Origin of the sequence: Litchfieldella rifensis, from assembly GCF_042646605.1 — a bacterium.
Classification (GTDB): Bacteria; Pseudomonadota; Gammaproteobacteria; order Pseudomonadales; family Halomonadaceae; genus Litchfieldella; species Litchfieldella rifensis.
On sequence record NZ_JBHRUG010000031.1, the window covers coordinates 480,030 to 503,873 of the forward strand.

Annotated in this window: 20 protein-coding genes; all 20 read right to left on the bottom strand. The window is 48.0% G+C overall.

Features of this window, described 5'->3' with window-relative positions; all coding sequences use genetic code 11:
- Positions 1-2: 2 nt before the first annotated feature.
- A complete protein-coding gene (locus ACFOEV_RS17980; protein ID WP_386776259.1) occupies positions 3-1,241 on the bottom strand; it encodes a hypothetical protein in 1,239 nt (412 codons plus the stop codon).
- Positions 1,242-1,277: 36 nt separating this feature from the next.
- Positions 1,278-2,369 (bottom strand): glycosyltransferase, encoded by a 1,092-nt coding sequence (locus ACFOEV_RS17985; protein WP_386776260.1) that lies wholly within the window; start codon positions 2,367-2,369, stop codon positions 1,278-1,280.
- A gap of 15 nt (positions 2,370-2,384) precedes the next feature.
- Positions 2,385-3,014: a sulfotransferase family 2 domain-containing protein gene (locus ACFOEV_RS17990; RefSeq protein ID WP_386776261.1), complete on the bottom strand. Its 630-nt coding sequence runs from the start codon at positions 3,012-3,014 to the stop codon at positions 2,385-2,387.
- On the bottom strand, positions 3,011-4,153 hold the full coding sequence (locus ACFOEV_RS17995; RefSeq protein WP_386776262.1) for a glycosyltransferase: 1,143 nt from the start codon (positions 4,151-4,153) through the stop codon (positions 3,011-3,013). Before ACFOEV_RS17995 ends, ACFOEV_RS17990 begins: the two co-directional genes overlap by 4 nt.
- Positions 4,150-5,070, bottom strand: coding sequence for a glycosyltransferase family A protein (locus tag ACFOEV_RS18000; protein WP_386776263.1), 921 nt, complete (start codon positions 5,068-5,070; stop codon positions 4,150-4,152). The genes ACFOEV_RS17995 and ACFOEV_RS18000 overlap by 4 nt, the downstream gene beginning before the upstream one ends.
- Positions 5,071-5,327: 257 nt before the next feature.
- Positions 5,328-6,827: a lipopolysaccharide biosynthesis protein gene (locus tag ACFOEV_RS18005; protein WP_386776264.1), complete on the bottom strand. Its 1,500-nt coding sequence runs from the start codon at positions 6,825-6,827 to the stop codon at positions 5,328-5,330.
- Positions 6,828-7,052: 225 nt separating this feature from the next.
- Complete coding sequence (locus ACFOEV_RS18010; protein WP_386776265.1) at positions 7,053-7,832, bottom strand: glycosyltransferase; 780 nt, start codon at positions 7,830-7,832, stop codon at positions 7,053-7,055.
- Positions 7,833-7,888: 56 nt separating this feature from the next.
- Positions 7,889-8,725, bottom strand: coding sequence for a sulfotransferase family protein (locus tag ACFOEV_RS18015; protein ID WP_386776266.1), 837 nt, complete (start codon positions 8,723-8,725; stop codon positions 7,889-7,891).
- Positions 8,726-8,805: 80 nt separating this feature from the next.
- On the bottom strand, positions 8,806-9,624 hold the full coding sequence (locus tag ACFOEV_RS18020; protein ID WP_386776267.1) for a hypothetical protein: 819 nt from the start codon (positions 9,622-9,624) through the stop codon (positions 8,806-8,808).
- A 95-nt stretch (positions 9,625-9,719) separates the two neighbouring features.
- Positions 9,720-10,820, bottom strand: coding sequence for a dTDP-glucose 4,6-dehydratase (rfbB, locus tag ACFOEV_RS18025; protein WP_386776268.1), 1,101 nt, complete (start codon positions 10,818-10,820; stop codon positions 9,720-9,722).
- Between the two features lie 99 nt (positions 10,821-10,919).
- Complete coding sequence (locus ACFOEV_RS18030) at positions 10,920-13,118, bottom strand: polysaccharide biosynthesis tyrosine autokinase (protein WP_386776269.1); 2,199 nt, start codon at positions 13,116-13,118, stop codon at positions 10,920-10,922.
- A gap of 16 nt (positions 13,119-13,134) precedes the next feature.
- Entirely contained in the window at positions 13,135-13,575 is a 441-nt protein-coding gene (locus ACFOEV_RS18035; RefSeq protein ID WP_386776270.1) for a low molecular weight protein-tyrosine-phosphatase, read from the bottom strand.
- Positions 13,576-13,581: 6 nt separating this feature from the next.
- On the bottom strand, positions 13,582-14,712 hold the full coding sequence (locus ACFOEV_RS18040; RefSeq protein ID WP_386776271.1) for a polysaccharide export protein: 1,131 nt from the start codon (positions 14,710-14,712) through the stop codon (positions 13,582-13,584).
- Positions 14,713-15,221: 509 nt separating this feature from the next.
- Positions 15,222-16,436, bottom strand: a complete 1,215-nt coding sequence (locus ACFOEV_RS18045; RefSeq protein WP_386776272.1) for a DegT/DnrJ/EryC1/StrS family aminotransferase — start codon at positions 16,434-16,436, stop codon at positions 15,222-15,224.
- 199 nt (positions 16,437-16,635) lie between these two features.
- The gene (locus ACFOEV_RS18050; RefSeq protein ID WP_386776273.1) at positions 16,636-17,241 is read right to left on the bottom strand and encodes a sugar transferase; all 606 of its coding nucleotides are present in this window, start codon (positions 17,239-17,241) and stop codon (positions 16,636-16,638) included.
- Between the two features lie 45 nt (positions 17,242-17,286).
- Complete coding sequence (locus ACFOEV_RS18055) at positions 17,287-18,183, bottom strand: hypothetical protein (RefSeq protein ID WP_386776274.1); 897 nt, start codon at positions 18,181-18,183, stop codon at positions 17,287-17,289.
- 33 nt (positions 18,184-18,216) lie between these two features.
- The gene (locus tag ACFOEV_RS18060) at positions 18,217-19,965 is read right to left on the bottom strand and encodes a hypothetical protein (protein ID WP_386776275.1); all 1,749 of its coding nucleotides are present in this window, start codon (positions 19,963-19,965) and stop codon (positions 18,217-18,219) included.
- Positions 19,966-20,147: 182 nt separating this feature from the next.
- The gene (locus ACFOEV_RS18065) at positions 20,148-21,278 is read right to left on the bottom strand and encodes a glycosyltransferase family 4 protein (RefSeq protein ID WP_386776276.1); all 1,131 of its coding nucleotides are present in this window, start codon (positions 21,276-21,278) and stop codon (positions 20,148-20,150) included.
- Positions 21,238-22,479: a glycosyltransferase family 4 protein gene (locus ACFOEV_RS18070; protein WP_386776277.1), complete on the bottom strand. Its 1,242-nt coding sequence runs from the start codon at positions 22,477-22,479 to the stop codon at positions 21,238-21,240. The genes ACFOEV_RS18065 and ACFOEV_RS18070 overlap by 41 nt, the downstream gene beginning before the upstream one ends.
- A gap of 135 nt (positions 22,480-22,614) precedes the next feature.
- Entirely contained in the window at positions 22,615-23,841 is a 1,227-nt protein-coding gene (locus tag ACFOEV_RS18075) for an O-antigen ligase family protein (protein WP_386776278.1), read from the bottom strand.
- Positions 23,842-23,844 lie beyond the last annotated feature (3 nt).

Genomic DNA, 23,844 nt, shown 5'->3' on the forward strand with positions numbered 1-23,844 from the left:
ATTCAAGATTTTCTAAAACGTATCTTCAAAGAATTGAATGATGAGGCAGCGAGGATAACAAACAGCCCAAGAAACTTGGTTCTATGTCGAATAGCCGTACCTATATTAGTTACCCCAATAGAAAAGATAAAAACAAGGGCTCCAAATATCAAAAGCAGCGCAATACACTCATCTTTCTTCTTGACGACTGGCCATCCTTTGTAAAGACGCCAAGCCAGGAAAGAATACATCAGCATTGCAACCATCCCGAGCGCATGGCGTGGACTTCGAATATCCCAAGGAAAAGGCGAAAACATGAAGTAAAATACCCTCACAGGAATAAGCCAAGGTTGAGTGTAGGGATTCCCCGTGGCGACAAAACCGGGATAGGCTGACCCGCCGAGAGGATCTTTTTCAAACCGTGATTCAATCAAATCCGCAACACCTTCTTCTTCACTTTCTCCGCCAATCGTAATCCCCTTAGCCAAGGTTATTCCACCACTACCAGCAATGAAGGCCAAAGAAATGAAAAGCACCGCGACAGAGGAAATAAGTTTGCTGATATTACGGCGATTGGTGACAGCTCCCTTGAAGCTAGAAAGTACCAACCTTGCTGAAAAGTAAGCCAAATACAATGCCACACCAACTACAGCTCCAATCCATCCTGGATGGATCATCACAGCCATCGGAAAAAACAGAAAAGCGATACAAATCCAGGCAAAACCTTTTCCAGAGACCCATTTTAAAAAGAAAAACAAACCCATCAAGAAAACCAGTATGGAAAACTCTTCCCTCAAAGCAATAACGGAATTAAAAGCGGCAAATGGAAATAAGGCCATGATATAAGCACTTATAATTGCCGGCTTACGGCCCCATAAATCATACGTCATGCTGGCAGCAAGAAAAATCACTATCATACCTGCAAGAAAATTCAAGCTAGGTAGAACCAAATTGTGAGCGCCAAATGTTTTAAAGAAAATAGCACCTATCGTACTGTAGACATAGGACGCACTATAATTAAACGTGGCAAAAAGATTCGGCCAGTCTAGTTGTGACCATTCAAAAGCCCGTCTCGTAAATACCAACGCATCTGCATTTCCGCCGGGCGGGCTAAAAATTTCGTTATAATCCAAAACAATAAGAACAATACGGAAAAAGAAACCCACCATCATTGGCATCATCAGCCAACGGTACCTTACCGCCACGAACAAACAAAAAACGAAGGAAGAAAGAAGCACAAGGCTCAAGAAAAGAAATGTCATTAATGTAGCACCAGAATGATGGATAGTTGAGGCGATCTAAGTTTTCATAACATTATTATAAAGATCAATATGCTTTTTTGCTGACATCTCAATCAAGTAGTCATCAGAATAACGAAGAGCATTGCAAGAAAACATGTTTCTCATGTTTACATCATTAATTATCTTAGAAAGTGCTGCACAATAATTTTCTGCGTCAAACTCATCGACCACTATACCATTACATACCCTATGTACGATTTCAGAGCACCCACCCACATTAGTAACAATAACAGGCAACCCGGTCAGAGTAGCTTCAATTTGCGCAATCGGCAGCCCTTCCCATGAAGAAGACATCACAAAGACATCGGAATCATGCAAGAGATCATGTACATTGTTTACATTCCCAAGGAACACCACATTATCTTCAAGACCCAACTCTCTTACCAGGCACTCAAGTTTCTCTCTTTCAGCACCCTCGCCAGCCACATTCAGCAAGAACCTCCGATCAGCCAGCTTTGATAGTGCGGAAATCAAAAGAGTCAAATTTTTTTGCCGATACAACCCACTGACACTGACCAACCTTACCTTTGCATTATTTTCATAAGGAGTGTGTTCATTTGTCTCTTTACGTTTTATTCGATTCAGGGAGACACCGTTATCGATTCTTACCACTGGGCGTCGAGTCAAGTCTTCAAGGAGGGTTTTACACGCCAAACATATACCAATATATCGAGACACTCGAAAATCCATAAGTTTATAGATATGCTTATTAACTCGAATTTTTATATTATGATGCGTGTATACAACATTAAAACTTTTTTTTATGAAAAATGAAAAGAACACTGCATAATACAAGTGACAGTGAATAATATCAGGCAAAAACTTATTTACAATATTTCTTAAGAAAAAAATACCTTTCCATGGTTTCTTTCTCGCATCAGCGCCGATAAAATCATAACTAATGCCACTGTTTAATAATTGCTCGAGAAATGAACGTTCAAAATTTTCATCTCTCCCGGATTCTTTAGCACGATCTAGAAAAAGTATGAAAACTTGATGCTTTGCTTTCACGAGCTCTATAGAGAGGTCTCTCACATATATTTCGGCACCGCCTGCCGCTGCCGAAGAAATTATATGTAAAATCCTCATGGAGAGCACTCTTTTCTAAAACTCATAACCGAACAATTCAACATCTTTTTTATATATATATCCAACAGCATTTATCATGTCATCATTGTGATACAGGTCGTGGAAATCAACGTTTGTTAATGTGCTATTTTCAAATCCAACCTCAATTTCTTTGCCAATTGTTTTTTTTACCTGCACTATATCATCATCAAGGGTTTCAACCTTTCCTAGAAAGTCAATTATCAACTGGTCTCTCACATCACAGACGTAAAAATATTGGGGTTGGAACACATAATCGACCTTTTTTAAATTCTGATGAACAAGCCATTCAAACAAAAATTTTTCAAAACTATCAAACTCAGGTATTTTATACTGCTCCGGTTTATACATCCCCATTGTCTTAGTTCTTCCTGCTTTTGCAAAACGATAAGCTGACAATACTCGATCCCATGGATTTCGCACAAAAGAAAATACGAATGATCGTTCAAATAAGACTGGAAAGAGCGATTTTATTTCCTCCGCAGTATAATGACCCAGTGTCCGCCCATATATAGCCTTGTTGATGCTAGTGCCCGCAGCCTTCGGGATATGAATATAAATACAAGACTCCCGCCTCCAGTACGCATAGCGTCGAAGCAAATTAACCTTGTGCCTAAGAAGCTTCATGAGGGCCAACTGAGTTTTGACACTGATTCAATATATTTATTTACAACAAATGGAATTGTAAACTGCTTCAGATGTTTTTTTAATTCAATATTTACTGAAACATCATCATCGCTTGAATGAATTAAAAAGATTCCTTGATGGTAAACTTCAGCAATACTTTCAGCCATGGCTTTATAGTCATCTATTTTTACTAGCTTACCAAATCGCCCATCTTTAAGTATTTCTCTAGGTCCACTAGGACAATCGGTTGCTATAATGTAAACTCCGCTTCCCAAGGCTTCTATCAAAGCATTAGGCAATCCTTCCCATCGAGACGAAAACAAGAAAACATCATAGTCGCTTATTTTCTTCTCAATATTTTTATCAAATCCTTTAAGAAATACCCTGCCTTCCAATCCCAAGCGTTTTATCTTTAATAAAATCTCATCAAATAACTCTCCATCCCCATAAATATCGAGTGACATATCTACCTTAAGGCTATTAATAGCATAGTATACCGACTCCAATAACATATGATGATTTTTTGCCTTGGTTAATCTCCCTATTGTGATGGCGGACAATACGTTTTTTCTTTTTGTTTCATGTGCTTTTTCAATGAAACATGGAAGGTGCAGATCATCAAATACTGGATTATAAATACATACAACTTTATCAGGCTTTACTCCGAAGTGGGAAATCGCCGCATCTCTTGATTCTAAAGAATTGCTAATCGTCATAGCAGCACTACGACATGCTACGCCATGAAGTTTGGAAATGGACTTCACAACTATATTTTTTTCTACATTTCGGGACTTCTCCAGCACATTGGTTCTTATATTCGGTATTCTTAAAAACTTATGTTTGGCAATTTTTTCTGCATAAAAAACCACAATATTTGGCACATCCGCGAATGAAAAAATAACATCGGGTTTTGATTTATCAATGATCTCACGCGCTCTTAATATCCTGAGCAGTATGTTCATGTCCTGAATTTTCACTACTTCAACACCTGGATAGAAATCGTATTCTTGATTTTTTTTCTCTTTCCAATACATATAAACAACTTCATTTCCAAGTTGAGAGATTGCATTGGAAAGCCTGACTGCGACCCGTTCTGCCCCTCCTCCCCCACAGGAAGAACACACAAAAAGAAATTTCATGAAGCTTTTTTCCTGAAAAATAGCATAAGCCTAATTATTGGCAACGGAGAAAGCAGCTGAACGATCTTTAGCCAATCATTAATCCCCAAACAACTTATGAAAATTATTCTTAACTGACGAAGGGAGAACTCATGGCTCCTTTTCCTTGCCAAAGCCCAAGAAATGTTTTTACGGTTGGCTAAACGCTTCAGATCCTCTGCCATACTGCTAGCAGGATTTTTTTTTAAATATCCAATCACTGTATTATAGATAGGATGCCTTTCACCAACTTTACCTTTCCCGTATATAACACCACTATTATCTATGACATAACAGGAGGTTATTTCTTGAGACACCACTATACTTTTACAGCTTAACAACATCCTTAGCCATAAGTCACCATCCCCTCCTCGACAGCACTTACCAGCCGGGAATCCTCCAGTTCTTTCAAAAAGGCTTTTGCTAATGACAACTGAGTTTGTGTGGAAAACATCTTTCCTTGAATATTGTGCAATAGCATCCTCACTACTTATTACACCTTCTTTTAAATGAACAAATCTTGTCTTTTTCCCTCTTTCAATCTTTTCTCTCGAGAAATTAAATGACTCAATGTGAGGATACTTCATTATAAGTTTTTCAGCATGATGCAAATGATTTTTATACCAAAAGTCATCGGCATCCAGAAAAGCTATCCATGGATAACGGGCCTTGGAAACCCCAAGATTTCTGGCCGCATACCCCCCAAGACCAGGTTCATGTCTCTTGAAAGTACGTATTTTATTATTTTTATATGAATCAATGATTTTTGCGCTTTCGTCCGTCGAACAATCATCAATTAAAATCATTTCATAATTATCATTCTCTTGATTCAAAACTGATTCTATAGCTGATTTAACATGTTTCTCTTTATTGAAAACAGGTATTATCACAGAAAACATGATATTATTATGATTGTCCATAAATTAAATGCCGACAAGCGGTTCCAGGCAATAAAGAAACACAAATTTCTATTTCGTCATCGATGATATACTGCCGCCTCGGTGGAAATTTACTCTCCTTTAAGAATTTCCATCGTCATGGCGTCATTACATTTACTGGTTCGGTTGACAAGCATTTCTTCTTTCAGTCACTCTTCTGATGATAACATCATATCTATACAGCACAGAAAAGAATAACTTCTAAGCTTTCTATCATTTTAAACCTTCCGCTTCCTATAAATTTCAAATAAATAATCAATCACATTGGATCTAAGAAGATACGAAATAATCAAATAACCAAAACAAAACACCATCCCAAAAACAAGGACGGATATTATGGGTTGAATTTCCAATAACGTATATGAAAACAGTACTGCCCAGCCAAGAGTAAGTGAAATCAACAACTGAAGCCTAATATCTTCCCATTGTTCTCTAAAGGAATAGCCAATAAGCTTTTCTGAATAGTATTTATTCGGATAATAAGCAACAACGGACTGGACTATCTGAGCCACTAAAACCCCAATTACACCATACTTAAGTCCAGCCCAAAGAAAAATCACTAACAATATCTTTTTGAAAACCTGTAAGCCCAGCAGTATATCCGATCGCCCCAAAACTCGTAAAATATTTAGATTAATAGAATTTAGAGGGGATAGCACAGAAGCAAGACATAGGAGTTGGAAATAAAGGTGTGCGTCGTACCATTTTTCAGAAAGTAGAATCAAAAATATTGGTTCTGCTAATGCTGCAAGCAACGCGACTATTGGAAAGTAGACAAATGATGTGACTTGGATGACTCTGCGATAGCCTCTTTTCAAACTTTCTATATCATTCTGCTTTCTTGAAAGTGCAGGGTATGTGACTGTCTGGACTGAATAAATAAGCTGACTAATAATCAGCTCACGAATTCTATCTGCAAAAAAGTATAGGCCCGCGATATTTGCTGAGAATATTTTTGCAATAACAATGACATATATGTTCTTGAAGATAGTTTCCAATACTCCTGAGAGAAAAATCTTATAGCCGAATTTATACATTCCAACTAAAGATTTGCGGCTCAACGTGAGCGTTGGCTTCCATCCTTGGACATACCACAGTAATACTGTGTGAAGAAAGGACGCCAGTACCATCTGCATCACCAGCGCCCATACCCCCACCCCCAAGTACGCCATAAAAACTGCTACACATCCCGATATTATACTAGATGGAAGACTGGTTTTGAGTTGAGCCTTAAAATTGAGATCACGACTCAGACTGGCTATTTGGACTACTTGGAAAGCATGGATAATTATTGCAAAAGATGCGACACGGATTAAATCCGTCAGTCTAGGCTCTTCATAAAACTCCGCAATTAGAGGTGCTGACAGGTATAAAATAAAATAAGATAAAAGCCCTAACACCAAGTTAGCATAAAATGCTGTATTGAAATCTGCCTGAGTGATATTTTTTAAACGAATCAAGGCCTGTCGAAAACCGGAATCCATCAACGATTGCCCGAGAGCCAGGAAGACTGCCATCATTGCTACCAAGCCAAAGTCTTCTGGCGTAAGGAACTTCGCAAGCAGCAGGGTGACAAGAACGCCAACTCCACGCCGTCCAAGCTGTTCGGTAAAGCTCCAGACAACACCGATTGTTGTCTTGTTAACGAGAGACAAAAGAAAGCCTACCTTTTGTTTATTAAATAGCACCTGATTGCATATATGATTCAGATGCTTCATTTATGGGTACAGTATGATGCTCACTGTATAATGTTTCTCTGCCTTTTGACACACTTTCGGCGACTACAAAGCATGAATCCGTCACATATTTCAGAGGACTGAATAGTGAACTCCCGGCACATAACATCAAAGCGATAACGCCCAGCAGTTTTGCTGTCGTCCGCTCTCCCAGGTTCTCGCAGCAATAGTCCCATTATACCGCTGATCTTGAAAGCCCCTATTTGTTTAGCTGTTTGATAATTTATAATCCTTGAATTTATTTTCAATATCTTTATGTGATAGATCGTTTGTACAAATTAAAAAACCTAACCAACCGAGAGTCATTGCTTTCAGCCTTATGAAAGCTTTTCTGTAAAAACCACCACCTTGTAAAGCATTAATAGCTGAAAGATTGTATTTATGAATAATGTCAGAGGTTAAGGAAATCGCACTGGGGAGTGAAAGAACAGGCGTCCTTGACATTTCTAACAACTTACTAAACCAAAGGTCATCCGTTGTTGGTGCGCAGTTAAGGAAATCACCCATGCTTAAAAGTTCAGCATTAAAAAAACTTCGCCTATAAGCAACTCCTCCACAACCTATAATAACAAAATCATCATGAAACTCCATCTTTTCTCTTACAACTGGCCATAATATATATGAAGTATATTTTCCAAAAACATTCCGCCTTTTTCTTCTTACTCTGGATGATATAACATGATTAGGATACTCCTTACTTGCTTCAGCAATAGCTTTCAGCCACTCTTTGTGATAAATAACGTCATCATCAACAGTGATCACCAGGTCATTCTCATCAACTTCTAATATGATAGGCAATAGCTTTCTATATGGTCCAGTGTTTTCGACCCAGCGAATATCTAGTATATCACTTAGTTCAGGAAATGATTCCACCCATGAAGGAGGCTGACTAAACCCGTCATCTTCTAAATATTTTTCTTTTGAAATCGATAGTATAATTTTATCTGGAGCAATGCTTTGCCTACAAAGTGATAAAACACTATGCAAGCAAATTTCAGATCTAGAATACGTGGTAGTCAATGAAACGATGATCATAGATTATTTTAAATAACGGAAATAGGGGTTGAAAAATCATAGCCAAATTTTCCTGCACTATCTCCACATATTTTTATTATAGTTTCATAATTTTTTGTGCCAAAAAATTCAATGAATCTGATCTCATTATTCCCTTTACGCTGATATTGAATATCCACATCTTGAAATATGTTATACTTCACAGAAAATCCCATATTTTGAGCTAAAATGTCAATTACATGTTTTTTATCACGCAAGAAATCTTCATATCGTACGAGACGAAAACTTTCCTTGTTATTCAAGTAAAGTTTTGCCGAAACATCCCACCTGTGTGCTAAAGCCTCAATATAGTTCCTACTTAACCTTCCATTCCAACTGCTGTTTAAAGCCAACCTCCATATTTTTTTATCTCTAAGGATACTGTAATCATCATAATCAATGGATTCAAGATTACCTGGAATCCTTAGCCTATTCAAAACACTTCTTATGGTATCAAGAGGATGTCGCATCACCATTATATATCTGGAATCGGGAAACAGTCTTACTAAGTCATCATAGAAGTAAGTTAACCACGGCTCCTTAACTATTGGCTTAGAAAAATCTTTCTTATACTTAACTGCAAAAGATGCAAAGCTTTGACAACCGTAAGATATTCTTAAAGGCCAGCTACTATCTTTAACTGAATCTAACAAATCTAAAGTCACTGGCATTTCCGTTGCTTTTGCTAATAATGCAGCTATAGCAGTTGTACCTGATTTCTGAGTACCCAATACAAACACAGTCTGAAAACTTTCAATTTCTTTAAGACTCTTTATCTCGCGCCTATGGTTATAATTTATCAACTCGCTCTTGATGCGCCTTTTCATTTGGAACAATTTCTTCCTCTTCATACGCTTTTCGCAGAGTTGGAGTTTGTCTTTGTTTTCGTTTTCGTTTTCGTTTTCAATCAGCGTTGTATTTTATCAAAATAGTTTACTGAAAAAAATTTTTCAGCCAAAAAAATCAACTCGTCATCCCCTAATATATCTGCAAAAGTCTTATCATTTTTATACACTAGCCACCTTTCAAAAACATTTTCTTGTGTTATGGTGCTATTGATTCCTGAAAAACTACTCCCTCCCCCAAACTCTGGAATATCATTCATTGCTTGTTCCGCTTCAATAAAATTGTCCAGTGAAAGCTTTACAAACAAATCTTTTCGGTATTCGCAACTCGAAACAAATTTATTGTAATCAATGAAAATGAATTTCTCATCTTCCCTGCGAGAGTAAAATTTACGCAAATATTTTTTCAAAATTTCCTTTTTCTTTACTAGCTTTTCTTGAGTTGACCTTCCATGTTTCATGCTGCTTGCCAGCCAATTGCATGGATCTCTCAAAATAACTACAACCTTATCAGCAATACAGTTTAAAGTTCTGTAAGGCAATCTATTAAAGTCAACATCTTCCATTGAATATATTTCCTTGCGATAGCTGAACTCCTGAGAAAAGCCAAATACATTTTCTTTTCCTTGCTTTCCTGAATCTACTTCTCTCATTCCACTATTGTAAATAATGACTCTTCCGGCAACAGGAACAAAAGAAAAACTCACCCCTTTTCTATGAAAACGACAGTGATTAAAATGCGCCGACTTCCCATCCAGACCACGCCCAATCCAATCTAATACTAAATGTTGCCCAGACCGTTGTAATGAATATGTGTTTAATATAAGATTTCCATCTTTGTGTAGCTCTTCGGGATATTTGAATAAATTAAACCCCCTCATAACCGTTACCTATAAGATTTATCAAACACCGACTTATCGTCACTTGATAAGAAAACATCGATACGTATCTTTTTCACCAACTGGAACGATATCTTTCATACTGCTTCCATTCGTATCATGCCCAGCCGCTCACGCTGATAACTGCCGTCCTGCACACGCCGGCACCATGTCTGATTATCGAGATACCACTGCACCGTCTTGCGGATGCCACTTTCGAAAGTTTCTGCAGGTGTCCAACCCAGCTCACGCTCGATTTTGCCAGCATCGATGGCATAGCGCCGGTCATGTCCCGGTCGGTCCTCCACGAAGGTGATCAGTTCGCGGTAGCGTCGTAATGAGGATCGGGTATGTAGCAAGTTGGCGTTCCTGGATACCGGGGCAAGCTCATCGAGCAGTGTACAAAGCATATTAACCACATCGATATTGTTTCTTTCGTTACGGCCGCCGATATTGTACGTTTCACCGACCTCTCCCTTGGTCACCACCATATACAGTGCGCGAGCATGATCTTCCACGTAGAGCCAGTCACGAACCTGTTCCCCCTTGCCATAAACCGGCAGAGGCTTGCCTTCCAGAGCATTGAGAATCACTAGAGGTATCAGTTTTTCGGGGAAATGGTAGGGACCATAGTTGTTGGAACAGTTGGTGATAAGCGTCGGCATGCCGTAGGTGCGCTGCCAAGCACGCACCAAGTGATCCGAACTGGCCTTGCTGGCCGAATAGGGTGAACTGGGAGCATAATGTGTTTGTTCGGTGAAACGCCTGTCAGATTTTCCTAGATCGCCATAGACCTCGTCGGTAGAAATATGATGGAAGCGAAATGCAGCCTTGCGTATTCCGCTCAACCTTTGCCAGTAGCCTCGCGCCACTTCCAGCATCGTATAAGTGCCGACGATATTGGTCGTAATAAAGGTGGAAGGGCCATCGATCGAACGGTCGACATGGCTTTCCGCTGCCAAGTGCATTACAGCATCCGGCTGATGTTTTTCGAAGACATGCTCCAGCGCAGCACGATCACAGATGTCTACTAGCTCGAAGGCATAGCGGCGACTGCTGGTCACTCCGTCAAGCGATTCAAGGTTGCCTGCGTAGGTGAGCTTATCGACATTGACAACCTCGTCAATGGTGTTGCCGATAATATATCGAATAACGGCCGAGCCGATAAATCCTGCACCACCGGTAATAAGTAATTTCATAATAGCAACTATTAAAAGTGATAAAATAGCGCAAGAAAAACTCCGGCATTGTGAATACCGAAGAGTTCAAATAATCGTCAATAGATTATTTGACGTTATTTATTTGTATGCATAGTGATGGTAGCCATATCCCACAGCCGCTTTATTCTCCATGGCATTGAGAATACAGCCCTTGACCGTAACACCCGCTGTCTCCAGACGGCGCAGAGCGGCACTGATTTCGCGTGGTGTATTCATCCGAAAGCGTGCAACAATCAGCGTAGTACCTACCCGCTTGCCGACGATGGCGGCATCGGTCACCGCCAGGGCCGGGGGAGTATCGATAATGACCAAATCATACTCAGGACTGAATCCATCCAGAAATCGATTGAAACTCTCATGCACCAGCAGTTCGGATGGATTGGGAGGTGCTTCTCCACGCGAAATATAAAACAGGCCAGGTACTTTGGTTGGGCGAATGACCTCTTGCCATTCCACCTTTCCGGCTAACAGCTCTGAAAGACCACCTTTTGAAGATTCAGCGAAGGCGTTATGCACTTGTCCCTTGCGCATGTCAGCATCGATGATCAGTACTTTTTGGCCTGCTTGGGCGCAAGTGACCCCCAAGTTGATCGTCACAAAGCTTTTCCCAGCCCCAGGACTTGAGCCGGTGACCATGATAAGGTTGTTCTTGGCTTCCAGCATGACAAAATGCAAGCTGGTACGAAGGCTGCGTAAGGCTTCGACAGCCGTGTCGGTAGGATTGAGGCTCGCCAGAATACCACTGATCACCTGTTTCCCGGCACGATCCCGACGATGCTTGACTCGCTTGACCAGTTTCGATTGGCCATCGGACAGGGGAATCGTGGCATAAACCGGCACGCCCGTTGCCTCGATTTGTTCGGGTGTTTCCACACCGCGGCGTAATAGGGCACGCAACAGCACACCACCTACCGCCAACATGCACCCGATCAGGGTTGCCAATATCACGATCCGTGTCTTGTTGGGGGCGATGGGCCAGTATCCGACTTGTGCCCGGTCGATGATACGAACATTACCGATAGAACCTGCCTTGGCTACCTGCAGCTCCTGGATTTTATTTAGCACGTTGACGTAAATAACCTGGGTGACCTCGACATCGCGCGTCAACCGCAACACTTCCTGCTGGGCAGCCGGCAGTTCGTTCACCCGAGCATTGAGCTCGGCTTTTTCCTTCTCCAGATGACGTCTCTGACGCATCAAGGCCTGATAGTTAGGGTGGCTGGGCTGAAAGAGCTGAGCCAGTTCAGCCTCCTCGATTTCCAGCTCGCTGAGCCGCCCTTCGATCTCGATGTATCGCTGTATGGCGGTCTGTGCCTCACTGGAGACATCGATGCTGTCCAACTTGGCTCGATATTCATTGAGGCGCTCTTCCGCCAGTTTAAGCTGGTTGCGCAACTCCGGCGCCTGTTCTTCCAGGAAGGCCAGGCTCTGTTCGGCTTGCGCCGACTGCCTTTCGATGTTCTGAGTCAGGAAGGTTTCGACAACGGCATTCAATGAGTCCTCGATCTCCTGCCTGTCAGTGCCAGTCATAGAAAGCTGCAGCACACCGGTTGACGTTCCACGCCCACCAGCTTCCAATATCAGCAATCTACTGCCTAGCGAACTGATCGCCGAACTACGATGCATTTTGAACAGTTGGAATTGCGCACCCGGTGGGGCATTGAACGCGTCGATGCGTAACTCGAGTTCGCCATCGAGGAAGACGCCCACTCGGCCAATCTCACCGATCCCTACGGGCTGGTCGTTGATCAAGACACGGTAACGCTCATCATTGGCGCGCTCCACGACAATGACTTGCCCACGTCGCGCAGCAGCCAGTTGGAAACGCGCCACCTCGATGCTCTCTCCTCCCCATATATGTGGCTGTCCTTCCATGAAACTTGGTCGCGGAATACCACGACGCATGATGTAGTCACCGATGTAGGGAAGGGATACGGGCATGATTAACGTATCCCGTCCCAACCGATCAACGGCTTGGCCGAGCACCATTCTTGACTGGAGGATCTGGATCTCAGCCGACGTGTTGAAGTCCTCGACACCCAGCACATTGCTCAGGTCTCCTAGAGGGCTGACGGTGGAGCGGCGCTCGATCTGCACCAGGGCATCACCTTGATAGATAGGAGTCGACAGTGTGGCATAGACGATGCCGATGAAGGCGGATAGAGCCGTGATGAGGATGATCCACCACTTATGATCGATCAACACGCCGAAGATGCGACCGAGCTCGACGTCATCGCTCTCCTTGGAAACGCTCGGGATCGAAGGCATTTGAGTCATGGGGTGCCCTAATGAATTAAGCCAGTCTGCGCTGCCATTCGGCAGCAGCTATTGCCAGCAGGCGGTGGACATGGACATAGGCCTCGCGGCTCTTGCGATAAGGGTCGGGGATGTCCTGACCTCGGCCGTCTTCCAACCAATGTCCCAGGCGCATGGTCTTTCCCAGGGCGGCTGGCCAATGTTTGCCGATCTCACACCGCTGGCCTTCGCTCATGACCAGCACCAGATCGGCCCCGGCTAGCAAGGCAGCATCGAGCTGGCGTGCCTGGTGCTGACTGAAATCAAGCCCATCGGCTTCGCCAAGCTGCCGGGCTGTGGGGTCGACACCCTGGCCGACAAGCGCCGTCACCCCTGCAGACTGTATCCGGTGGCCCGGCAGTCGCTGCCGAAGCATGGCGGCCGCCACTGGGCTACGGCAGATATTGGCTCGACAGACGACCAGAATTGAATCGAACATCGAAACTTACAATTCGTTAAGATCAGCCGAGGTATCGGCGAATGTGCCCGGTAATACCACCGACGGAAGCAACAAGCTGATCACAGTGTTCCAGCGGGCCAGCGGCGCAGTGGTGACATAGACCACATCCTGCGGCTCCAGGGGGAAATGGGTACCCATGGTCAGCGACGTGGCATCGCTGATATCGAGTTGATAAACGGTGGCTAGCTTGTCGCTCTCTTCCGGCTGGACGCGGATCACGAAGATGCCCGAAGGTTCTGCCCGTGTCTGCACCACCCCACCCGCTCTAGCCAGCGCGTCGGTCAGCGAGATGCGCTCGTTGCCCAAGGTCAGGTTACCTGGGCTACGCACCTCTCCGAGGACTGCCACGTTCTGGGTCTCCTGCGTCGTTACATGCAGGGCATCCCCATCGCGCAAGAGACGATTCTGGGTCTGATCCCCTTGCCGCAGTAGTGCAAACAGAGACAGCTCCTCTTTCCGACCATCACGATTTAGAATCACATTGTGCCAATTCGCCTCGCCCGAGGGACCACCAACCTCGCTGATGGCATCGAGTACGGTCAGCGGTTCGTTGGTGATCGGCAAGGTGCCAGGGGCATTAACGGCACCACTGATATAGACTTTCTTGGAACGATAGGCGGCGACACTTACTTCGATCTGGGGATCGGTAATATAGGTGGCCAGGCGTCGCGTAAGAATGACGCGGATATCATCAACGGTTCTGCCTGCCACCTGCACACGACCAATATAGGGATAAAAGATGGTGCCATCAGGATGCACGGTATTACCGCTTTCCGCCGCACTACGCTCGGCGCCAGCGGGAATCGTCAGCTCGGGATGGTCATAGACGATAATACTCAGGATATCGCCTGGTTCAACCAGATACAGATAGTTGTCAATTTCTTGTTGCAATTGTGGCGGCATCAGGCTTGCGGTATCACCGTTTATCTTACGGCGATAAGCCGCTACTAGCTCTGGCGTAATTGGCTCAATATCCACCAAGTGGCTGATATCCGGTCCCTCGGTGTCATAATCCATGTGCCCACCGGGTGCCATGGCGCAACCGGACAAAGTGCCGGCCAGCAGCACGAAGAATAGCCATGTCCCCGCAGGGCGTCTGGTTCCGGTAGTATCCATTTTTCTTCCCCACGCTACCGCCCCAGGGTTGTTGTTGCGATCATCCCTGAAGCCGTTGAAATTAACCGATTGTTACAAATAATTTCGCCGTTGCGTCGTATGTAACCAAGTGCCTTGAGCGATATACGCCCACCCCATTACACAAGCTTACATACCATTGAGTTTTTCACATGCTGATTTTTTTATTTCTTCCTATATTAGGGATACCACTAACTGGAGCTTGGCCATACTGAGAGAGTGCTCCGTTATTAGTACTGTGAAAATCATCTTGACCTTGGTGATTATTAGGCTACTAAAACGCAAAATCCCGCAGTTTGACTTGCGTAAGCCTTCCCGCGGGATGAAATTCAGGTTTCCACTACGACATGACGTATTGCGACGATGAAGCAGATCCATTTGCCCAAGCCGGGTGCCGGGCAAGAAGAAGACAACAAGCGCGACCCCATTGCCGATGAGAGCCGTGATCATCGACACTGGAGTCACCGTATGACGTTTTTAGTCGTCGTCCTTCAGCACCTGACGCTGATCGAACAGGGCATTGATTGGTGCCAAGCGAATGCCTCCGCTGTCACCTCCCGCAGCACCTGACAGGTCTTGTCGATCTCAGCCTCGGTAAGGGTGGGGTGACAGAGAAACATCAAGCTGGTCTCGCCCAACTCCTTGGCCACCGGCAAGGGCCGCTTGGGACGCCAGCCGGTGCCATCGAAGGCCTTCTCGAGATAGACCTCAGAGCAGGAACCAGAGAAGCACGGCACACCGCGGGCAACGATCTCACTCAGTATGCGGTCGCGATGCCAGTCGGCAGCTAGATATTCGGGTTCGACGAACACATAGCACTTGTAGGCAGCGTGTTCGATATACTCTGGAAGCCTCGGTACACGCAGGCCCGGACACTCGCTGGCCGCCTGCCAGATACGTTCGGCGTTGGCCCGGCGGATGGCCTTCCACTCGGGCATCCGCGCAAGCTGAATCCGCCCGATGGCTGACTGCATCGCGGTAAGGCGCCAGTTGGTGCCAAAGCTCTCGTGCAGCCAGCGAAATCCCGGCGGATGCTCGTGCTCGTAGAAAGCGTTCCAACTCTTGCCGTGATCCTTGTACGCCCACATGCGCTGCCATAGATCGCGGTCATTGGTGGTGACCATGCCCCCTTCCCCACCGGTGGTAATGATCTTGTCCTGACAGAACGACCAGGCGCCGACATGGCCGATCGATCCCACCGAGCGCCCCTTGTAGACCGCACCATGGGCCTGAGCGCAATCCTCGATGACATACAGGCCATGTTCCTCGGCCAGCGCCATGAGTTCCTCCATCTCACAGGGCCAACCGGCCAGATGCACGGCGATGATCGCCTTGGTGCGAGACGACACCACCCTGCGTACCGAGTCGGCTGTGATATTCTGCGAATCGCGGTCCACATCGGCAAAGACAGGCACCGCCCCCGCCGTCACGATCGAGGATACCGAAGCCAGGAAAGTGCGAGATGTGACGATGACCTCATCGCCATGTCCAATCCCTAGTCCTCTAAGTGCCAGATCGAGGGCTGTGGTGCCATTGCAGACCGCAATGGCATATTCGGTGTCAGTGAATCGGGAAAATTCACTTTCGAATTTTCGTCCTTCATCCCCGGTCCAGTAATTGACCCGATTGGATAACAGAACCTGAGAGACGGCCTCGGCCTCGGCTTTGCTGTAGGACGGCCAGGGAGAAAAGGGACCATTTAACATGAGAGTCACCCTGCTAGTTGGAAAGAACAAAAGCTAGTGCGGCGGGAAGTGGCCCGCCAAGGGCAATCGAATCCATAGAATGGAAGTACGACTGCTGCCGATTTCCATCGGTTCTTGGTTTTCAAACGTCGGGAAATCTAACGAATAACTGGTGCTTACACCGAATGTTATCTTCCATTTTACCAGAACCGATACCAATCTAACCCACCAGGGTCTTCCAGATCAGTCGAAGGTCTTTCTTGAAGCACCAGTTCTGGAGATATTCGATATTGAGGCGAACTTTCTCAGGGTAAAGCACAAGGCGATTGTAGGTATCCGGATCCGGTTGTGCGGCAAGGATCTCTTCTTCACGGCGAAAATGCAGTGTTGCCGGCCCAGTAATACCGGGACGTACGCTAAGGATTACCAAAGCATCTCCATTCAGTTTATCGGCAAAACCAGGGACATCCGGCCGAGGGCCAACAAAACTCATATCGCCAATAAATACATTCCATAGCTGGGGAAGTTCGTCGATCTTACTTTTGCGAAGGAAGCGACCGATACAAGTAATACGGGGGTCGTTTGCGGTCGTCACCGTGGTCTGTATATGCTGACTGGGACGCATGGTCTTGATTTTATAAAGGGTGAAAGTTCGCCCCCCCTTCCCAACCCGCTGTTGAGTGAAAAGACCATGGCTCCGTGTATCCACGCTAGCAATGAGATAGGCTAAAACAATTAACCATCCGGTAAGAAAAATCCCCAGAAGCGCTAATGTGATATCGAACCCCCGTTTCTGAATTCCCTGAATTCGACTCAGTGTTTTCATAATGCATCACTTGTAAAATGACATCCCTTGACTAAGAGAAGAAAATCAACAGCCTCGACGAATTGATTCCTGCGTCAGGAGAGCTTCGGCCTTATCGAGCAGTGGGAAGCGCCCCCTGGCGCGAGATCCAAGGAAGTGGCGAAAAAAATAGGCACTAGAAATTAGTCCACCTAATAGTGGTGTATAGGTCACTTCTAGCTTGGCGAACTGACATGTAAATCCGAAACTACCTATAAAAAAATTCTGCACCTGTGTTTGATGATAGATGGAGCGATTTCCATCAGTTACATAATAAAAACCTCGGGTATTGAGATAATCATCAAGCATTACATGAGTCAGCGCATAGCTGGAGTAATCACGCAGTGAATCGGGCTCATACCAGATATTCTCCCAGAAGACAGCTTTCGACTGTAGATGATTTTCGGAAAAGGCGACCATGCGTTCGCCTTGAAAGGCCGCGTAATATTCCACAACATCAGGATAGCCTGCTGCAGCCTCGAGGCGCCTTTCGAAGTCATCATGTCGCGGTAGGCTGGCGACCCCAGCGGGGTCGTAGCGTGCCGCCGCCTGCACGCAAACGGCATGTCCCTGTTCACGCATCTCGTCAAGGCTAGCCTGTCGCACCGTCAGACGCTTCAGCCCGCGACGTATCTTGCTGCGGGTGTTGGCGCTGCACTGCTGGAGTGAATAGGGTCCTCGCCGAATCACGAACCACCAGGGACTCGGTTCGGCCCTGTCGAAGCCGCAAGTCCATCGAGCAAAGGGGCGACGAGAAGCTTTCAGTAGCCGCCGGGCCTGCTCGGTGTTGATCTCGGGCACGACATGCGGCAGATACGCCGGCATCATGAATCCCTGATAGGCATACCATTCAACACCATCCATGCGAACCACTTGATGGCCGGCTGCCTCGAGAAAACCGGCATACTCGTTCTCCTGAGCCATATCTCTCCCCGCGCTGCGCTGCATGCAGTCGCATCAAGCGCTGTGTTGAGGTGCTAGATACTGCACGCGTCCGCCCTGTACGAGGCTTTTCAGCTCATCGTCACCATGACGACCGTCAAAGTCCCCTGCGTCTAGGCATTCCTGCAGCAACGTCAGCAAGGCCAGTCGGAGCAGCACCTGATGATGGGAAGTCGCCATCTGTCGTGCCTGCAGGCCGGTCAGCCGCATGACGAAAGGTTGCACCCGCCTGACAGCACTCCCGAGCCACTGCGAGCGACTGACCTGACGGCGAAGATCGTACAAGCGCCGATGCAGCAGGCTCCCGCGGCCACTACTGCCCGACTGGCTGGCGAAGAACTCGGCCACGAAGGCACGCATGCCATCGGGATCAATATCATCGCCCAACGGTAGCGCTTCGAGGCGCTCAGGTGCCAAACGAGGTAGCAGCGCATTCCTAAGTCGTTCCTGCTGCCGCATGAGACAAGGCCAGTCGATACCCGCTTCCACAGCGGTAACCGGAATCCCTCCGAGTTCGGGAAACCGTTGTTTCAACAACGCCACATAGGCTGCCTTGTCGACTCGCAACAATGGTGAAAGCTGAGTGACCACGTCCATCACTTCGGCCGTCATCAGTGGGCGGCGCACTGCCAGCATGGGGGACTTGAAATTACCCGGCGCCAGGATCCAGCGGGCGATATAGGTATGGAAGTAGAGGTAGTCCTGGATATCCTTGGGCGAGTCGTTAGGGCCCGCATCGATCAAGGCGTCGAGCTCGTCGGCGAAACACTGCCGAGTCTCGCAGACCGCCGAGTCGTTCAACAAGCGTTCCAATGGCCCCCGGACCGTGCGCAAGGCATCGTGCAGAATGTTGGCGACGGCCTCGTCACGACCGGCGGGTAATGGCCCGGCACCAAAGGCCTGGTCACCCAGTACTACGAAACGCGCCTCATGTGTCTGCCACGCATCGAAGGTCTGCAGAGGACTTGCAAAGCTGCTGGCATTGTCGGTCAGCAATTCACTGATACGGCACCAAGGCTTGGCGTGCTCGACCCAGTCGGTGCCGTCGAGCCGGCAGACATCGAAACTGACCCCATGAACAGCGGCCAGACGACGACTGAGGTCGGGGTCCGAATGTGCCAGGTCATCCCTGGCCGCCCAGGTCAGCGCCTTATCGGGCAGTCGGCCGAGGCGGTGGGTGTAAGCCAGGATGCCTCGTGAGTCGAGTCCTCCGGTAAGAAACAGCTGATAGCGATCGGTTTCGCCCAGTTCGGCAAGCATGGAGTGATGCGAGCGGTACAGGGTCTGGTACAAGGTATCCACCGCCTCCGCCCGTGAATGGATCCGGGACTCGAAGTGCAAATCCCAATAACGCCTACGCTGCAACTGCTGCGTTGCGGGCTGGTAGTGCAGTAGCTCCCCCGGCCCGAGAAGAGCCACGCCCTCGAACATCGTGCGACTACCGACCAGATAGCGGCTCATCAGAAACTGCAAGGTACTGCCTCGATCGAGTTGAGCCGGAACGGCCAGCAGTCTCAGTACCGCCTTGGCTTCGGGGGCAAACGCTAGCGCGCCTCGCTGCATGGCATAGCACAGCGGAATGGTGCCGATGGGGTCGGTAAACAGCCACAGGCTACCTTGGCGCCAGTCCCACAGGGCAACGGCATGACTGCCTTCTCCTTTCAACAGGCTGTCCACCCCTCGCTCACGATACCGCTGGGCCAACGCTCGTGCATCGAGATATCTGCCATCCAGCGCTACGCTACCGTGCAGCACCAACAGCATCCCATCGCCGTCATGCCACGAAAGCTCATTTGGGTAAGCCGCTGTGTAGAGGCCGCCAAGGTCGATACCTCTGCTAGTCGGCAGCCATCGCGCCATGGCGCTTTGTGCATGCAGCAAGCTCGCCGCTGCGACATCGAGCCGATGGCGCGGGGCGTTGAGGTGCGCGCCTCCCAGGATGCCGCTCACTGATGCACCTCTCTGGCGCGGCTGTCGCTAGACGTAACGTTCATCGCCATGGATGCCAGAAGCGACGGTATGACGACATCAACGTGATAGCTAGCGGCAGCCTCCCTGGCCGCTGCTTTCATGGCAAGCAGGGTCTCACTGTTGTGGATCAGCCAGTCCAGTCGCTCCTTGAGGGCCTGCGCATCACCCCACGGGAATAGCAGACCCGTGATGCCATCGATCACGACCTCCGCATTGTCCTGCCAGTCCGAGGCAATGACAGGAAGTCCGGCGGCGTAGGCTTCCACGACAACCCCCGGAAATCCCTCTCCCTCGTAGCGGGTCGGAAAGATCAGGGCATCGTAACGACTCAATGTTTCGAGGACAGATTCCGGCGCCAGCGCTCCCCGGTAAGCAACCGCCTCCCCCCTGCCCCGCAACACCCCCGAAAGCCAGTCACTATCATCGTCGGTTAGCGGGCCATAGAGATCGAGCGAACAACGAATCTGTTTGCAGGAGGCATTGAGCGAGTCCACGGCCTGAATGGCCAGGTCGGCACCCTTCTCGGGGATCATGCGTGACAGGAAGACTAGCCTGAGTGGCTCGCCTACCCCGCTGGATAGCGGTCGCTGGGTTGGAAAATCACGAAAATTGGGCAGCCAGCGCAGATTATCAAAACCTAGGCTTTTCAGGGATTCGACCATACGGAAGCTCTGGACATGCAGACTATCAAGCTTGCGTAGCCCGCGTACTAGTCGAGGGTGGCGATCGATGAATTCGGGAAGCCAACCACCAACCACCAGGTAGTGCACAGACACCGAATAACGCCTCCGCCAATAAAGGTAAAAGGGCAGTAAATACGTCAACCCTCGCTCGGCGGGCATGATGATGACCTGTTCGGAGTCCCGAAAACCATGCTGGATGTCGAGAAGCTTAGCCAGGGGGCGGGTGCTAAAGTCGTGCGTATCGATGCAGTGCACCCGATCACACCCCAAGCGCTTTTGAAGCTCTGCAGCCACCAGACGGGTTCTCAGGATCTGGCCATTCTGTCCGGGGCCCGCTCCGCCCAGATTTCCGATCAGGCATATCTTCACAGCAGCGCCCAGCTCACGCCTGGCGCTGTCGTTCTTCACCGATATCGCCTTCATCCAGCGTCTCCTTCAACAGTGCCTCCAACTCATCGGTCAGCCGGTCGCGAGAAAAGTGCGTACTGGCCAGCTCCAAGGCTTTGGCGGCGGCATGTTTCTGGCCTGCCGAGTCGGCAAACCACTCGCGCAACTGCAAGGCCGCCTGCAATGGATCGCGACTGAGCACCAGCCCGGTACCGCTCTGTTCGATCAGCTCCGCCTGCCATCCCCCGTAATTGATGGCAACGGGAGTCCCCGAAGCCAGTGCATCGAAGAACTTGTTGGCGGAATTTTTCTCCATTTCCGGCAACTCGATGAAGCACGAAGCTGCAAGATCTGCCGCGGCAAAGGCCTCGACAATGCGCTGCTTGGTCATCTGTAGATACATGAACAGATTCTGGTCCAGAACCCCTAGCTTGCTGGACAATTGCCGCACCTTTTCGACCTCGGCACCGCCACCGATGATGACGATTCTCAGTGAGGGAACCACTTCACGGCACGCCGCCGCCAGATGCGCCAGATATTCAACACCGTTGATCCTGCCCAAGGTGCCGGCATATAGCAGGATCTTGCCGCCTTCGAGTTCAGGGTGAATTCGCCGAAATTGCTCGGTTGCAGATGAATCTGAAGTGAACAGCTCAAGATCACAACTATTGGGAATGACACGGATGCGACTGGGTTCATAGCCTGCTGCCACCACCCCATCACGCATCCCTGGCGACAATGCCACCACTCTAGCAGCATTACGGTAGGCGAAGCGCTCAAGTGCACGGGCCATGCGGATCAAGATGGGATGACGCAGAGCACCCACGGCGATCGGCATCTCAGGCCAGAGATCACGCACTTCAAACACCATCGGACACCGCTGCCGCCGGGACACGAACACCGCAGGAAGGGCAATGGTAAGCGGAGTGCTGGTAGCAAACACCAGATCGCCGGACAGACTCGCGGCTCTGCGTGAAGCGCCGATGGCAAAACGGAAGAAGGCTCGTAGGCGTTGCGCATAGCTCATGGCATTGTCATAGGGCACTGGTAACCAGTGCACTTCGATTCCCTCTTCGTTGGTGACGAACCAATCACGCCGCCCGTCCTCCTCACGCCAGGAAGTCAGCATGCGAACCCGATGCCCACGACTCACCAGGCGCCTGGCGAGTTCATAAGATCGAGTACTACCGTTCATGCCAGGAGTATTGAAGTACTGATGCAGGTAGATGATCTCCACATATTTCTCCTTCCTCGAATTTCAGACAAAGCCAAGAACTGATCGCTGATTTCTTTCGGATCCATGAAAGACTCGAGCCACCAGCAGTCAAACTCCGACGGCAAGTACCCTGAAGTTTGTCGCTATCAATGATGATCAGTGTCCTAGATTGGCCTGTGTTGAAACGAGTGCAGTGGGATACGATAAAGGGATCAACTGATAGGCACCCACATTAGCGGCCAGGGCTAGCGTCACCCAGAAGTAGCGATTGAACGCCATAGTTCCAGTTAGACCAAACCACAGCCCAGTGACCACTAAACTGATCAACAATGCACCACTCGGCGTATGTCGAACTTGCCAACAGCGGCGAAGTACCGAGCCCAGAAAGCCCAACCACAGTATGAGTGCTGGTATGCCGAAAGAGATAGCTACATGCAGATAAGCATTGTGAGTGGTGAGTGCTACACCACTCAAGTAGCCACCCAGCAATTCCATGAAGTCGGGACCTTGTCCCATCAAGGGTTTCTCAGCGATAAGTTGCCATGACCAATACCAGATTTTGAAGCGACTCATATCCTCTTGACCTGCCACGGTATTTTGCAGCCTTTCAATGACCAGATCAGTGCTGAGGACAAACCCGAGGCCGGCAAATAGCACAGGGGGGAGAACATATATATAGGCTGAAGTGTTTCGACTTCTCGCTTCCAGTATCAGCAACATGGTGATGCCAACCATCATGGAGAGGAAGCCCCCACGGCTGCCTGATTTAAGGATAGCCAGCATCAAGATTGCGCATCCCAATAAGAGTGCCATGACTTGCCACAGTTGCATGGTTCGAACCCTTTCTATTAGCAACCACAATAAAGTGATCAGCCCTAGGGTATAGAAGTATGCTTGCTGGTTGAGATTGATCTCTTCAAAACCACTGCGGCCTTTTGAAAATTCAGCACTCCCTAGTAACAAGCCCATCATGGCGATTAGTAACACTGCAGCCACTACACTGCCCAAAAGAATAGGCAATGCTCTGGGATCACGGGACAAGTCAAGGAGAATAATGGCGAGAATAAAGACCTGAAACCACTGCAGATAGAATATGAGTTGCGTGGTGTCGCCAGCAATCCAGCGCAACAGCTCCACGACCATAGTGGCAACGAAAAGTAGTAACAGCCATACCGTTGGCCCTTTGTAAATTCGATAGTGGGAAACCCCATGCATCGCAAAGGCCAGCGCCAGGATCATCCCCATGGCCGCGGAAGGTGTGCGCAACAATGGCAAGCTGGTCAATGTCAGGTAGTCAAACATCGACAAGAACAAAAAAAGACCAGCAAACACCAACAATATCAGCGGCTTGCGCTCATACCCGAGGTAGGAAACCCATGGCATGGT

Bases quoted from the DNA above. Each gene is read 5' to 3' on its own strand.
- ACFOEV_RS18075 (WP_386776278.1), bottom strand. From the start codon at position 23,841: ATGCCATGGGTTTCCTACCTCGGGTATGAGCGCAAGCCGCTGATATTG.
- ACFOEV_RS18040 (WP_386776271.1), bottom strand. From the start codon at position 14,712: ATGGATACTACCGGAACCAGACGCCCTGCGGGGACATGGCTATTCTTC.
- ACFOEV_RS17985 (WP_386776260.1), bottom strand. From the start codon at position 2,369: ATGAGGATTTTACATATAATTTCTTCGGCAGCGGCAGGCGGTGCCGAA.
- ACFOEV_RS18000 (WP_386776263.1), bottom strand. From the start codon at position 5,070: ATGTTTTCTGTGATAATACCTGTTTTCAATAAAGAGAAACATGTTAAA.
- ACFOEV_RS18050 (WP_386776273.1), bottom strand. From the start codon at position 17,241: ATGAAAACACTGAGTCGAATTCAGGGAATTCAGAAACGGGGGTTCGAT.
- ACFOEV_RS18065 (WP_386776276.1), bottom strand. From the start codon at position 21,278: ATGAAGGCGATATCGGTGAAGAACGACAGCGCCAGGCGTGAGCTGGGC.
- ACFOEV_RS18005 (WP_386776264.1), bottom strand. From the start codon at position 6,827: ATGAAGCATCTGAATCATATATGCAATCAGGTGCTATTTAATAAACAA.
- ACFOEV_RS18055 (WP_386776274.1), bottom strand. From the start codon at position 18,183: ATGGCTCAGGAGAACGAGTATGCCGGTTTTCTCGAGGCAGCCGGCCAT.
- ACFOEV_RS17980 (WP_386776259.1), bottom strand. From the start codon at position 1,241: ATGACATTTCTTTTCTTGAGCCTTGTGCTTCTTTCTTCCTTCGTTTTT.
- ACFOEV_RS17995 (WP_386776262.1), bottom strand. From the start codon at position 4,153: ATGAAATTTCTTTTTGTGTGTTCTTCCTGTGGGGGAGGAGGGGCAGAA.
- ACFOEV_RS18045 (WP_386776272.1), bottom strand. From the start codon at position 16,436: ATGTTAAATGGTCCCTTTTCTCCCTGGCCGTCCTACAGCAAAGCCGAG.
- ACFOEV_RS17990 (WP_386776261.1), bottom strand. From the start codon at position 3,014: ATGAAGCTTCTTAGGCACAAGGTTAATTTGCTTCGACGCTATGCGTAC.
- ACFOEV_RS18030 (WP_386776269.1), bottom strand. From the start codon at position 13,118: ATGACTCAAATGCCTTCGATCCCGAGCGTTTCCAAGGAGAGCGATGAC.
- ACFOEV_RS18035 (WP_386776270.1), bottom strand. From the start codon at position 13,575: ATGTTCGATTCAATTCTGGTCGTCTGTCGAGCCAATATCTGCCGTAGC.
- ACFOEV_RS18060 (WP_386776275.1), bottom strand. From the start codon at position 19,965: ATGCTGTTGGTGCTGCACGGTAGCGTAGCGCTGGATGGCAGATATCTC.
- ACFOEV_RS18015 (WP_386776266.1), bottom strand. From the start codon at position 8,725: ATGAAAAGGCGCATCAAGAGCGAGTTGATAAATTATAACCATAGGCGC.
- rfbB (WP_386776268.1), bottom strand. From the start codon at position 10,820: ATGAAATTACTTATTACCGGTGGTGCAGGATTTATCGGCTCGGCCGTT.
- ACFOEV_RS18020 (WP_386776267.1), bottom strand. From the start codon at position 9,624: ATGAGGGGGTTTAATTTATTCAAATATCCCGAAGAGCTACACAAAGAT.